The organism is Hyphobacterium marinum (assembly GCF_036330325.1).
In the GTDB taxonomy this organism is placed as follows: domain Bacteria; phylum Pseudomonadota; class Alphaproteobacteria; order Caulobacterales; family Maricaulaceae; genus Hyphobacterium; species Hyphobacterium marinum.
The window spans coordinates 65,506-78,561 of the sequence record NZ_JAZDRO010000003.1; the positions used below are offsets into that span (position 1 = coordinate 65,506).

The 13,056-nt window shown below is 64.8% G+C and carries 9 protein-coding genes; 4 read left to right on the plus strand and 5 right to left on the minus strand.

From position 1 onward, the window contains the following. Positions 1 to 14: 14 nt before the first annotated feature. Positions 15 to 1,064, plus strand: a complete 1,050-nt coding sequence (locus V0U35_RS08015; protein ID WP_330196174.1) for a hypothetical protein — start codon at positions 15 to 17, stop codon at positions 1,062 to 1,064. Here the strand turns inward: V0U35_RS08015 and V0U35_RS08020 are convergent. Continuing rightward, positions 1,061 to 1,978 carry a YihY/virulence factor BrkB family protein gene (locus V0U35_RS08020; protein ID WP_330196175.1) on the minus strand — a complete coding sequence of 306 codons (918 nt, stop codon included), beginning with the start codon at positions 1,976 to 1,978 and terminating at the stop codon, positions 1,061 to 1,063. The two genes, V0U35_RS08015 and V0U35_RS08020, sit on opposite strands and share 4 nt — an antisense overlap. A gap of 299 nt (positions 1,979 to 2,277) precedes the next feature. Here V0U35_RS08020 and V0U35_RS08025 point away from each other — a divergent pair, with 299 nt between their 5' ends. After that, complete coding sequence (locus V0U35_RS08025; RefSeq protein ID WP_330196176.1) at positions 2,278 to 3,582, plus strand: diguanylate cyclase domain-containing protein; 1,305 nt, start codon at positions 2,278 to 2,280, stop codon at positions 3,580 to 3,582. A 4-nt stretch (positions 3,583 to 3,586) separates the two neighbouring features. Here the strand turns inward: V0U35_RS08025 and mfd are convergent, their stop codons facing one another. Both mfd and V0U35_RS08035 read right to left on the minus strand, forming a co-directional pair. Further along, positions 3,587 to 7,081: a transcription-repair coupling factor gene (gene mfd, locus V0U35_RS08030; protein ID WP_330196177.1), complete on the minus strand. Its 3,495-nt coding sequence runs from the start codon at positions 7,079 to 7,081 to the stop codon at positions 3,587 to 3,589. Further along, complete coding sequence (locus tag V0U35_RS08035) at positions 7,078 to 7,362, minus strand: FAD assembly factor SdhE (RefSeq protein ID WP_330196178.1); 285 nt, start codon at positions 7,360 to 7,362, stop codon at positions 7,078 to 7,080. The genes mfd and V0U35_RS08035 overlap by 4 nt, the downstream gene beginning before the upstream one ends. Before the next feature lie 65 nt (positions 7,363 to 7,427). Between V0U35_RS08035 and recG the strand changes: the two genes are divergently transcribed. After that, on the plus strand, positions 7,428 to 9,515 hold the full coding sequence (gene recG / locus V0U35_RS08040; protein ID WP_330196179.1) for an ATP-dependent DNA helicase RecG: 2,088 nt from the start codon (positions 7,428 to 7,430) through the stop codon (positions 9,513 to 9,515). Here the strand turns inward: recG and V0U35_RS08045 are convergent. Then, positions 9,499 to 10,170 carry a DUF502 domain-containing protein gene (locus V0U35_RS08045; RefSeq protein WP_330196180.1) on the minus strand — a complete coding sequence of 224 codons (672 nt, stop codon included), beginning with the start codon at positions 10,168 to 10,170 and terminating at the stop codon, positions 9,499 to 9,501. The two genes, recG and V0U35_RS08045, sit on opposite strands and share 17 nt — an antisense overlap. A gap of 134 nt (positions 10,171 to 10,304) precedes the next feature. Here V0U35_RS08045 and V0U35_RS08050 point away from each other — a divergent pair, with 134 nt between their 5' ends. Next, positions 10,305 to 11,519 carry a DUF3089 domain-containing protein gene (locus V0U35_RS08050; RefSeq protein ID WP_330196181.1) on the plus strand — a complete coding sequence of 405 codons (1,215 nt, stop codon included), beginning with the start codon at positions 10,305 to 10,307 and terminating at the stop codon, positions 11,517 to 11,519. Here the strand turns inward: V0U35_RS08050 and rfaE2 are convergent, their stop codons facing one another. Beyond that, entirely contained in the window at positions 11,520 to 12,998 is a 1,479-nt protein-coding gene (rfaE2, locus tag V0U35_RS08055) for a D-glycero-beta-D-manno-heptose 1-phosphate adenylyltransferase (RefSeq protein WP_330196182.1), read from the minus strand. Positions 12,999 to 13,056 lie beyond the last annotated feature (58 nt).

Consider the following 13,056-nt stretch of genomic DNA (forward strand, 5'->3'; position numbering starts at 1 on the left):
GGCCATTGCAGCCCATGACGAAACTCGATGACCTTCTTGCTGATCCGGGCTGGTTTCCCGAAGCGATGGACACCGGGCGGGATACGCTCCGCTTTGCCCGTGTAAGCCGGGACGGGCTGGCGAAGACGCCCTTCCTGGACCAGCGCATGGCTCCGGTCATTTCTGATCGCCGCGACGTCCGCCTGTCCGAGGCCCTGGCGGCCTGGGACGCTGACAAGGCGCGCAAGGTGCGGATGCCGGCTTTCCTGTTCCATTCGGCCTTCTGTTGCTCGACCCTGCTGGCAAAAGCCCTGGATGCGCCCGGGGCGTGCCTCGCACTGAAAGAGCCGGACATTTTGATGCACCTCGCCAATGCCTTGCGCGTCGATGAAGCGCTCAAGCGAGATCCGGCGCGGGCGAAACGGCTGAGCGCCTTCATCTTCGGCCTGCTCGGACGGCAGTTTGCCAAGGGTGAGCGGGTTCTGGTCAAGCCGACCAATTCGGGCAACAACCTTATCACCCCCGTCCGGGAGGCGGGCGCACCTGCCCTCCTCCTCTACGGCGATCTGCGCAGCTTCCTGATTTCAGTCATCAAGAAGGGCGAACCCTGCAAGGGCTTCATGCGCCTGCAATACAACATCTTCTCGCTCGACCCCGGTGGGCTGGGCGCGATCCCGCATCGTCAGGCCATGGGCTTCACCGACCTTCAGGTCGCCGCCCTCGTCTGGCGTCACCAGATGGAAGCGTTTGCCGGGGCACTGGAACGGGACCGCGATCTGGCCTCGCTCGACTTCACCGCGCTGCTGGACCGGCCCGAGGCCGTCCTGACAGCGGTTTCGCGCCACCTGAAACTCCGTCACGGCAGTGCGCGCATTGCCGCAGCGGCCACCGGCCCTGTCTTCCGCGAGAATTCGAAAGATGCCGGAGAGGCCTATGATCCCGAACGCCGGGAACGCGATGCCGCAGCGCTCGAGGCCACACACAAGGATACGCTTGACCTGATCGAGCCCTGGGCCGCGAAACTGACATTGAGCCGGCCCGCCAGCCTGCCCCTGCCGCATCCGCTGGACATCGCTGCGCGCTAGACCGGCAGGTCCAGCTCGCCTTCAGGCGGGCGCTCGCGCCCGTCGATCTCGATGGCCAGCGCACCCCCGAAGAAGACGGCATAGGCTCCCCAGTAGATCCACAAAAGGAAGACAACGAGCGCGCCGATGGAGCCATAGGCCCCCGGATGAACGATGCTCGACACGTAAAGCGAGAACAGGGCGGAAATGGCGAGCCAGAGCGAAGTCGAGACACCGGCAGCGATGATGGACGCCGTCCAGCTGACTTCGCCGGCCCGGCGCATCACATAGCGATACATCAGGCTGAGCGCGAGCGTCATGGCGCTGGCTGAGATCGTCCACTCATTCAGCACCGCCCCGACATTGACCTGTTCGAAGCCCAGCCAGCGGCCCGCCGAGCGCAACAGCACAGGAAAGGTCAGGATAACGATGTTGGAGAGGCCGACCAGCAGGCCGCCCGCCAGTACCGCGCCCATGGCGAGCAGGTTGAATTTGAAAATGTTCCGCAAATCCCCGACCCGGGCGATCTGATTGAGGCCGGCGATCAGGGCCTTGGCCCCGCGCGCCGCGGCAAACAGCGAGATCAACAGCGCGATCCCACCTTGAATGGAAAGGCTGGTATTCGACTGAACGGCGATCCGCGCGATCTGGTCAAAGGCGAAGTCCCGGGCGGTCTGGGGCAGAATGCCGGCGAAGCGTTCGATCTGGACCTGGGCGTCATCGATCGAGAAGGCAATGCCGTAGATCGAGGCCAGAACGGCAATGGCCGGGAACAGGGCCAAGAGCGTAAAAAAAGACACGCCGCCAGCAAACAGCATGACTTCGCGCGCCATCGTCCGGCGGATGGCGCGGACAATGACCCCGACAATCGGCCAATTGGCCACCAGGGCCGACAGACGGCGGAGGATACGGAGGGGCGTGTAAAAGCGCTGCATTGCAGGCCAGATAGCGCGTTGCGGGGTCAGGCGTAAAGCGAAACGCCGACTGTTGGGGACAGCCGGCGTTCCATCTGGTGTCAAGACCGGTGGGGACCGGCCGAGACGGCGGACGTGCGAGGGACAAGAAGTGTCCGCCGAACTCGAGGGTGAAGCTGACAGGCCGCGCTTGAACCGTTCATGAACGGGCCGTCGTGCAACAGTCAGCCTTCGATTTGTTCCGCCCGGCGCATTCGGCGGTTTGCGTCAGGGGCCGAATGTGACAGTCTTTCGTCGGTTCGGTGGAGCCGGGGGGAAGCATGGGGCGCACGCTCAACGTCTTGATCCGTGATGCGAGCGGCGAAGCCGCAGCTGCGGTCAAGGGCATTGATGCGCTTGGATTCGCCCTGACAGATTGGCCGGAAAACGACGACGGCACGCTCTTGGACCGTCCCGCCTGGGATGCGGTCATTCTCACGGGTGGCAAACCAGAGGCGATGACCGCCGACATCACCCGTGTCCGCCAGTCGCCCGGAAAGACGGTGCCGGTTCTGGCCATCAGCGAATTCAACCCCCTGCCCTGTGGCGCAGACGCCTGGCTTCATCCGCCAGCCTCGCCAACGCAGGCCGCAGCCCGCATACGTACACTGACGCGGCTCAGGACCATGGAAGAAATCGTGCTGCGCCGGCGGGCGGCGGCCAATGTCTTCGATCATTCCCTGATCGACGAACCCGATGACGAGAGCCGGCCTTGTGTCCTTTTCGTCGGCGACGCCACACCCCGCTTCATGAATTTACGACATGCGCTGGACGATGCAGACACGTCAGTCATCGCAGCATTTTCCTCTTATTCGGCCTTCGATTATCTGCACGAGCGTCCGTTTGACGCTGTCGTACTCAACGCCATGCAAAGCCGGGACGTCGCCTTCACCATTTCCTCGGCGATGCGCCGCAACACGCGCCTCTATCACACGCCGGTCCTGTTATTGGCGCGGGCCGGTTTGAAGGATGAAGCCGAGGAAGCCTTTGCCCGCGGCGTGTCGGACCTGTTGCCCGACAATGCGCGGGACGAGGAAATCCGGGGCCGAATCCTGATCCTCGCCGAAGAGCGCCGTCGCCGCCGCGCGGCCAAGCGCCGCCTGGAAGCCTGCCGGACGCCGAAAACTCTGGACGAAGACACGGGCCTGTTCCGGAGGCGTTTCGGAATGGCGCATCTTCAGGACCTGCTTAATGCATCCCGGCGCACGGGACGCTCCACCGCCCTGGTCCTGTTGCAGCTCGATACCCCTGAACGCCAGCAGTCTAATGCCGTCGTTCGCGATGCCCGCCGCCAGTTTGCCTCCATGCTGCGTCATCTCTTGCGGGCCGAGGACTGCGCCGTGGCGCTGGAGACCGATCTCTTTGCCGCCATCCTGCCAATGACGGATGCCGATGGTGCGGCCTGTGTCGCAGAGCGGGTCGCAGCGATTGCCGACTGCACGGCCTTTGAAGGGGATGATCCGCTCAAACCCTTCCGGCTGACGGTGCGGACGGCGGCCATCGACGCGCAAGGCGAGGAAACCGCCGAAGCTTTTATCGAGCGCGCGGCTCGGGCTATGGCGCTACCAAAAACACAGGTTGTTTAAGGGTCTACGCTGCCTTCTTCGCGCGCGTCGCAAGGTCGGCAATGCGTGACATTCCGCGCTCCAGCCCTCGCAAACGATCCTGCCCTTCCGGCCAATTACCAATCAGGACGAGCTTTTGATCGGGCCGGACCTTGAAGGCTTCCGGGTTGGAGCCCATCAGCCCGATAAGACCCGCCGGGTCGGCAAACTCATTGTTTCGGAAGTGGACAACGGCCCCTTTCGGACCCGCATCCAGCTTGGCAACGCCCGCCACCTTGCACAGATGCTTGATCGCCATGACCCGCAAAAGATGTTCGACCTCCTCCGGTAGCGGCCCAAAGCGGTCAATGAACTCGGCGGCCAGCGCTTCGCGTTCATCCCGCGTCTCAAGCTGCGACAGGCGCCGGTAGAGCGACAGCCGGACATCGAGATCAGGCACATAGTCTTCCGGGATCAGAACCGAGACACCGGCATTGATCGACGGTGACCAGTCGCGGTCATCTGCGCCGTCATCACCTTTCAGCGACGCCACCGCCTCTTCCAGCATGGACTGGTAAAGTTCCACACCGACATCACGGATGTGCCCCGATTGTTCCTCGCCGAGGAGATTACCACCGCCACGCAGATCAAGGTCATGGCTCGCCAGCGTGAAGCCGGCCCCGAGTGAATCGAGCGAATGGAGGACCTGCAACCGCGTTTCCGCAGACGCCGTCATGCGGTGATGCTGCGGCGTCATCAGATAGGCATAGGCCCGGGTCTTCGAACGTCCGACCCGGCCGCGCAGCTGGTAAAGCTGGGCCAGGCCGAACCGGTCCGCGCGGTGGATGACCAGCGTGTTCGCAGTCGGAATGTCGAGCCCGGACTCCACGATTGTCGTCGACAACAGCACGTCATACCGGCCCTCATAGAAGGCCGTCATGATGTCTTCGAGCCGCCCCGGAGCCATCTGGCCATGGGCCGTGATGAAGCTGACCTCGGGCACCTGTTCGCGCAGGAATTCGGCAAGCGAGTCCAGATCGGCGATCCGGGCGGTGACGAAATAGGCCTGTCCGCCGCGGTACTTCTCGCGCAGCAGGGCTTCGCGGATGGTTACCGCATCGAAGGGCGCGACATAGGTGCGCACGGCCAGCCGGTCGACCGGCGGCGTGGCGATAATCGAGAGGTCGCGAATGCCGGTTAGCGCCAGCTGAAGCGTGCGCGGGATTGGCGTCGCGGTCAGCGTCAGAACGTGCACGTCGGCGCGCAAATCCTTCAGGCGTTCCTTGTGCTTGACCCCGAAATGCTGCTCCTCGTCGACGATCAACAAGCCGAGATCGGCGAATTTCACGGTCTTGGACAGGACCGCGTGTGTACCGATGACGATCTCGGCTTTGCCTTCGGCCAGTTCTGCCTTCGTGGCCGTGGCTTCCTTGCCTGGCACCAGACGCGACAGGCGGCGGATCTTTACCGGCCAGTTGCGGAAGCGTTCGGTGAAGGTCGCATAGTGCTGCCGTGCGAGCAGCGTCGTCGGCGCGACCACGGCAACCTGCTTGCCCGACATCGCCGCGACGAAGGCAGCACGCAGCGCGACTTCGGTCTTGCCAAAGCCGACATCGCCACAGATCAGACGGTCCATCGGGCGGCCTTTGGCGAAGTCCTCGAACACGTCGGAGATGGCGTTCAGCTGGTCTTCCGTTTCGGCGAAGGGGAAACCGGCACAGAATTCGTCATAGATGCCGCTGGGCGGGTCGATCGTGTCGGTGGTGCGGGCATGGCGTTCCGCCGCAATGCGGATGAGATCAGCCGCCATGTCACGCAGGCGTTTCTTGGCCTTGGCCTTCCGGGCCTGCCACGCGGCACCGCCCAGCCGGTCGAGCTGGATGTCCTCGCTGTCCGCGCCATAACGCGACAGGAGTTCGATATTCTCCACCGGCAGGAAGAGTTTCGCTCCGCCGTGATATTCAAGTTCCAGACAGTCGTGCGGCGCATCCTGGACGGTCAGCGTTTTCAGGCCGAGATAGCGCGCCAGGCCATGATCGGCATGCACGACGAGATCGCCCGCCGACAGGGACCCGGCCTGCAGGATGACATCGGCCGACCGCTTGCGTCCGCGCGGCCGCGCCAGCCGGTCGCCGAGAATGTCTTGTTCAGACAGGATGGCGAGATCACCGGTCTCGAAGCCGCGCTCCAGGGGAAAAACGGCGCGCAGGACCGCGTCTTTCGGCCCCTCCCCGGCTTGCGACCAGTCATCAATCGGGAAGATCGGCGCGAGCCCGTGATCGCCCAGCACTGTCCCGAGCCGGTCAGAGGCACCTTCGCTCCAGGACGCCAGCAGGACGCGCCTGCCCGCCTTGCGGAGCGCGTCGACATGGGCCGTGGCCGCATCGAATACATTGGTGCTCTCGCTCGCCCGCTCCGCAACGAAGACGCGGCCCTGCTTGCCGTCCAGATTGATGGCATCAAGCGCCGGATCGGCGAAAGCCGAAAAGCGACGGACCGTCCGCCCGGCGAGGGCTTCGTTGAAGCCTTTTGGCAGCACGTAGAGTGCAGTCGGCTTCAAGGCCCGGAACACCGCCGGCGACAACGTACCCTTGCCGCCGCTTTCATTGGCCTGCTGGCGGGCGTCGAAATAGTCGGTGATCGTCTCACCGCGTTCGTCCAGCGCATCGCCAGCCAGCGCGTCGAGGATGATCAGCGCGCCCTCGCCGGCATAGTCGAGCACCGTCTCCAGCCGCTCATGGAAAAGCGGCAGGAAATGTTCAGCTCCCGACGCCCGGACGCCTTCGCTAACCGCGTGATAGACCGTGTCGCTGTCGGTTGCGGCACCGAAAGCCGACAGGAAGCCGCTGCGAAAACGCGAGATGGATTCCGGGTCGATCAGGACTTCCGAGACCGGATCGAAATTCACCGATTTCAGTTGCCGCAGCGTGCGCTGGCTTTCCGGGTCGAACGCCCGAAGCGATTCCAGCGTGTCGCCGAAGAAATCGAGCCGCACCGGTTTGGCCATGCCCGGCGCGAATGCATCGATCACGCCGCCCCTGATGGCGAAATCACCGGGCTCCATGACGGTCGCGACCCGCGAATAGCCATTGACCGCGAAATAGGTCTTCAGCGCCTCCTGGTCGATCATGGCACCGGGACGGGCGGCAAACCCGGCCTTGGCCATGAGATCGCGTGGCGCGGCCCGCTGCGTCACGGCATTGATCGTCGTGACCACGATCAGTGGCGTCCGGTCGTCGGCCTTACGCTGGGCCAGCCGCGACAAGGCCCCGGCCCGGCGAGCCGCAATCCGGGGCGATGGCGAGACCCGGTCATAGGGCTGGACGTCCCAGGCCGGCAGGTTGAGCCGGTCGAGGTCCGGCGCAAAGAATTCACACGCCGCGAGGAAGGCGGCCGCGCGCGATTCGTCCCGGGCGACAAACAGCGTGATCCCGCCGCGCGTCCGTGCCGCCTGTGTGGCGACCAGCGCGTCATGACCTTCCGGCACCCCGCCGACCGTGACCGATCCGGGTTCGCGGGCAATGGCCTCGATATCGCTCATGCGCGATCCACGACCGCGCCGCCGCCCTTCACGAAAGCGCGAATGCGGGCGATCAGGGCGTCGTGTTCGTTCGTGTCGGGACGCGCCCGGTCCATGACCCAGTCATAGATGTCCTGGTCCGCCAGGCCGAGCAGTTGGTCGAATTCATCGAGCTCGGCTTCGGACATGCCGGGAAGGTTCGCACTGGCGAATCCACCCAGCACGAGATCGGCTTCCTTGAAGCCCCGGTGGCTGGCCCGGAAAGCCAGTTGCTTGCGGCGTATGTCGACAGGATTGGTCATGCGTGCCGCCATATAGGCCGCGCGAACGCTGGCGTGAAGCGCCAAGCTGCCGCAAGTTGGCCCTTATGCGCCCGGAGATTCTCTTTCCCCTCTTCCGCGAGACGCGGGTTTTGCCCGGCATTGGCCCCCGGATCGCCGTGCTGGTAGAGAAACTCGCCGGGCCGCATGTGAAGGATCTGCTCTTCCTCAAGCCCACGGGACTTGTCGATCGCAGCCGGACGTCGCCAATCGCCTCGGCCCCGACCGGCGAGATCGTCACGATCGAAGCGCAGGTCGAAACCCATATCGCGCCGCCGCGCGGCAGTTTCAAACCCTACAAGGTCCGCCTGTCCGACGAGACGGGTTTCCTCCACCTGGTCTTCTTTCACCCGCGCGCAGACTATCTCAGGCGCACCCTGCCCGAAGGCGAAACCCGTGTCGTCTCGGGCAAGCTCGAACGCTTCGGGTCTGAAATCCAGATCGCGCATCCCGACCTCATCATGACGGTCGAGGAGGCCGCCACCGCCCCCGCGCTGGAACCGGTCTATCCGCTCACGGCCGGCTTAAGCCCCAAGACCCTGCGCAAGGCGATTGCCGGTGCCCTGAAGGATCTGCCGGCCCTGCCCGAATGGATTCCGTCTACCGTCAGTCATGACAGGGGCTGGCCGGACTGGCGCATTGCTATCGAAACACTGCACACCCCGCTAACCGTCGCGGATGTCGATCCCGCCAGCGCCGCCCGGCAGCGGCTGGCCTTCGACGAGTTGTTCGCCCGGCAGATGACGTTGCAGATCACGCGCGCGCATCGCCGCTCCCAGACCGGGCGGGCCTTGGAAGGCGACGGCAAACTGGTCGAGCGCGTCCTTGTCAGCGCGCCCTTCAACCCAACCGGGGCCCAGACCCGTGCCTTTGAGGACATTGCCGCCGACATGGCCCGTCCGCAGCGCATGACGCGCCTCCTGCATGGCGATGTCGGCGCGGGCAAGACCTTTGTCGCCGCCCTCGCCGCAGCCCGCGCCGCCGAGGCAGCCGCGCAGACGGCAGTGATGGCCCCGACGGAAATCCTGGCGCGCCAACATGCCAAGACACTCGAACCGCTATTGGGGGCGGCCGGGATCAAGGTCGCGGCACTGACGGGGCGTGACAAGGGGAACGCCCGGGCCGGTATTCTCGCTGGCCTAGCCAGCGGCGAGGTTCAGGTCATTTGCGGCACACATGCCCTCTTCCAGGAAGGCGTGGAGTTTCACGATCTTGGCCTTGTCGTCATCGACGAGCAGCACCGGTTCGGCGTTTCGGACCGGATGAAGTTGTCGGCCAAGGGCGCGCGCCCGGACTCGCTGGTAATGACGGCCACGCCCATTCCGCGCACACTGACCATGACCGTCTATGGCGATCTCGACGTCTCACGGCTCGACGAGAAGCCGGCGGGGCGGAAACCGCCCGATACACGCCTCGTTTCGATGGACCGGCTGGGCGATGTCGTCGCCGGGATCGAACGGGCGGTAAAGCGCGGCGAGCGCGCCTACTGGGTCTGTCCCCTGGTGGAAGAATCCGATCTCTCCGACCTGTCAGCGGCGCAGGACCGGCACCACCACCTGTCCATGATCTTCGGGGCGGACCGGGTCGGCCTCGTTCACGGTCGAATGAAAGCCGCCGAAAAGGAAGCCGTTTCCGATGCCTTCCGGCGCGGTGAGCTCGATATTCTCGTGGCCACGACCGTGATCGAAGTCGGTGTCGATGCGCCCGATGCGACCATCATGATCATCGAGCACGCCGAGCGTTTCGGCCTCGCCCAGCTGCATCAGCTGCGGGGCCGTGTCGGCCGGTCAGACAAGGCATCGACCTGCCTGCTGCTCTATCAGGGGCCGCTGGGCGAAACCGCGCGGTCGCGCCTGGAAATCATGCGTGAAACCAATGACGGTTTCCGCATCGCCGAGGAGGACTGGCGCCTGCGCGGGTCCGGTGACCCGCTCGGGCTGAAACAGAGCGGACTTCCCGCGTACAAGCTGGTTGATGTCGAGGCCCATGCCGATCTCATCGCACTGGCAAATGACGCCGCGAAACTTGCGGTCGGGCAGAACCCCGATTTTACCGGCGAGAGTGGCGAGGCCTTGCGGGTCCTCCTCTATCTCTTCGAGCAGGACCAGGGCATCCGGCTCATGCGGTCGGGTTAGCCGGGCCAGTGTCGTCCTTGATGCCTTTCGCGGCGCGAATATCGGCCGCGATCTTTTCCGGTGTCACCAGGCCGAACGAGATGATCAGCTTCGCCGCCTCCTCGACACTCATATCCAGGGGCGTGGTCTTTGAGCGCGGGGTAAACAGCAGAAATCCCGATGTCGGGTTCGGGGTCGTCGGCACGAAGACGCCGATCGTGTCCTCGCCCACCGACTCGCGGACCTGTCCCTTGGCGCTGGAAGATACGAAGCCCACCGCATAGGACCCCTTGGTCGGGAATTCGACCAGCACGACTTCCTTGAACGAGGTCTTGCGGCTGGAGAATACCGTTTCGGCGATCTGCTTGACCGCGCCATAGATATTGCGCACCAGCGGCACGCCATTGAGAAAGCGCTCCCCGATCGAGATCAGCGTCCGGCCGAAGAAATTCGCGGCCAGCGCACCGAGCAGGGTCAGCGCGACGACCGCGATGACCACACCCAGACCCGGCAGGGCAAAAGGCAGATAGCTCTCCGGATTATAGCGTTCCGGAATCAGCGGCTTGATCGTACCATCGACAAAGTTGACGACGAGAAAGATCAGCCACACGGTCACCGTGACGGGCAGCGCCACGACGATACCGGTCAGAAAGCTGTTACGAAGCCACCGCAGCAAGGGAGCACTCCCATCATTCGTCCAGACGCCAGACCGCCCGTCATGTTGTGCGCCGCCCCCGAACGCAAGGCGAGCCTATGCCGCGTCGCGCCTCGCGACAATGGACCAGGGACGGTTGCCGGGAGGTTGATCTGGTGAGCAACGGTTTCCTGCGCGCAACCCTCGCCCCGCTGGCCGCGCGGATGGTGGTGATTGCCTCTATCGCCGGGGCGATCCTGATCGCACTCGCCGCCTGGGCGCTGCGCGACCAGATCTACCAGACCTTCCAGGACCCCGGCGAACCGTTTCAGACCTACACGCCGCCGCCCGCGCCGGATTACCGGCAAGCCAGTGCCTGGTTTGAGCGCGGTGATCTGAGCGACCCCGAAATGGCCGCCGTCTTCTATGTTCACGGTACGACCTTCCCCGGCGGCAGTCACTGGAATGCGCCGCTCGATGACGTGCGGGCCAACACCAGTATAGAAACCAGCGACCTGCCCAATTTCGCCGCCCCCTACCGGTCAGCGGGCACGCTGTTCATTCCACGCTACCGCCAGGCCGCGCTCTACGCCTTCATGAACAATCGCGAGGACGGCATCACCGCGCGGACTTTTGCCGCGCGTGATGTCCGTGATGCCTTTGACGCATTCGTGTCGGCCATTGGCGATGACCGGCCCTTCATCGTCGCCGGGACCGGTCAGGGCGGGCTGCATGCGCTCAATGTCCTGATGCGCCGTGTCGCGGGCGACGGTACGCTGCGGCGGCGTCTGGTCGCGGCCTATCTGATCGAGACGACCGTGCCGCTCGACCTGTTCGAAACGCGTCTGGACGGCATCACGCCCTGTGCCCAGCCCGAGGCCGTCAGGTGCATTGTCGCCTATGCCTCCGCGGGCCCGGATGAGGACGAGCGGATCCGCATCCTGACCGAGCGCACGGCCTCTTGGCGTCCCAATGGCGGACTGGATTTCGTCGAAGGCCGGGGCCTGCTGTGCGTCAATCCGATCCTCGGACGCCGGGTAACCGATTACGCGCCCGCGCGCCTGCATCGCGGCGGCGTCGCCGCAGACGGATTCGAAAGCGGAGTTGCACCCGCCCCCCTGCCCGCCCAGACGGGTGCACAGTGCGTCGACGGCATCCTGATGACCGAGGAGCCCCGCTCCGCTGCCCTGCGGCGTCCGGGACGGCTGGCAGAGAATTACCGCTTGCCGCCTTACAATCTCTTTTACGAGGATTTGCGCCTTGACGCGCAGGCGCGGCTGGCCAGCTGGCGCGACATTGCCGAGCGCGAGGCCAATGCCGTGCCCGACCTGGCTCCGCCTGAGGAAATAGAGGATGCCCCCGTCAGGCCGATCCCGGACCGGGCTGACTGATCAGGATTTGGACCGGGCCACCCGCGCCAGGGTCGACGTTGTGGAGTGCCCGTCTTCGAGCGGTATCAGGTGAATGCGCCCGCCATGGCGTTCGACGGCATCGCCACCAAGCGGTCGCAGCTGTTCGACCGTGTAATCCGCGCCCTTGAAATAGAGGTCCGGCGCGAGCGCCTCGATCAGGTCGGCCGGCGTATCCTCGCCAAAGATCACCACGCGATCGACCGAGGCCAGCGAGGCCAGAACCGTGGCACGGGAAACCTCGTTATTGACCGGGCGCCCTTCGCCCTTGAGCCGCTTGACCGACGCATCGGAATTGAGCGCAACGATCAGCCGGTCACACTCGGCTCGCGCCTGGCGCAGCAAAGAGACGTGTCCAGGATGGAGAATATCGAAACAGCCGTTGGTCAGGCCGACTTTCAGGCCATGCGCACGCCAGCGGGCCGCGGTCTGGGCGGCGGCGTCCGCTGTCAGCAGCTTGGTGCGGGCATCCTCGAACCCCTGCGCGCGTTCATCGTCGAGAATTTCGGCCGCACTGACAGTCGCGGTACCGACCTTGCCAACGGCCACGCCGGCGGCGCGGTCTGCAGCCCGCATGGCCAAGTGCAGGCCTGCCCCGGCACCGAGCGCCAGTGACAACATGGAAATGGCCGTGTCGCCGGCACCCGAGACGTCATAGACCTGACGCGGGCGCGAGCGGACATGGCGGGTTTCGCCACTACGCTCGCGAACGGTCATGCCGGCCGAGGACCGGGTCACGATGATAGCGTCGGTCCGCTCGAGGCGTGCCATGGCGGCGTCCAGTGCCGCCAAAGCACTGTCATCGCCCCGGATATCGATTCCGGTTTCTTCAGTTAGTTCAAGCGCATTGGGCTTGATTATTGAAGCGCCGTCATAACGGCTGTAGTCCTTGCCGCGAGGATCGACACAGACCCGGATACCTGCCTCCCGGCAGGCCGCGATCAGTCCCTGTGACACGTCGCGGCTGACCAGACCCCGACCGTAGTCGGACAGGATGGCGACATCGGCCTGTTGGGCCGCAGCGCGAATCCGGTCGAGAAGTGCTGCGGTATCGGCCGCCGAGAGCGTCCCGTCGGGGTCGCGATCCACGCACAGCATTTGGTGGCCATTACAGACAAACCGGGTTTTCGTACCCGTGCGGCCGCCCTTGATGGCCAGCAGGCCCGCCGGGTCAACGCCTTCGGCCTGCAGCAGGCTGGCGGCGGTCTGACCTTCCGGATCGTCCCCCACCACGCTGACGAGTACCGGCTTTCCGCCAAGGGCGACGACATTGCGGATCACATTTCCCGCAGCGCCCAGCATGGTCTCGCGGCGCTTTTCATCGAGGATGGGCACCGGCGCTTCGCGCGAGACCCGCCGGGTCTCGCCATAGACGAACTGGTCGATCACAAGGTCACCGACGCACAGGACGCGGCAGCCCTCGATCCGGTTCAGAAGGTCAGAGAGATCGGCTATGTCCATGTCTGTGCCCGCCCGCTCAGCGCCATTCGTCCACGTCTAGACGTGGGTCCTTGGCCTG

Coding starts and splice junctions, on each gene's coding strand:
- rfaE2 (WP_330196182.1), bottom strand. CDS start 12,998: ATGGACATAGCCGATCTCTCTGACCTTCTGAACCGGATCGAGGGCTGC.
- V0U35_RS08020 (WP_330196175.1), bottom strand. CDS start 1,978: ATGCAGCGCTTTTACACGCCCCTCCGTATCCTCCGCCGTCTGTCGGCC.
- V0U35_RS08035 (WP_330196178.1), bottom strand. CDS start 7,362: ATGACCAATCCTGTCGACATACGCCGCAAGCAACTGGCTTTCCGGGCC.
- V0U35_RS08025 (WP_330196176.1), top strand. CDS start 2,278: ATGGGGCGCACGCTCAACGTCTTGATCCGTGATGCGAGCGGCGAAGCC.
- recG (WP_330196179.1), top strand. CDS start 7,428: ATGCGCCCGGAGATTCTCTTTCCCCTCTTCCGCGAGACGCGGGTTTTG.
- V0U35_RS08015 (WP_330196174.1), top strand. CDS start 15: ATGACGAAACTCGATGACCTTCTTGCTGATCCGGGCTGGTTTCCCGAA.
- mfd (WP_330196177.1), bottom strand. CDS start 7,081: ATGAGCGATATCGAGGCCATTGCCCGCGAACCCGGATCGGTCACGGTC.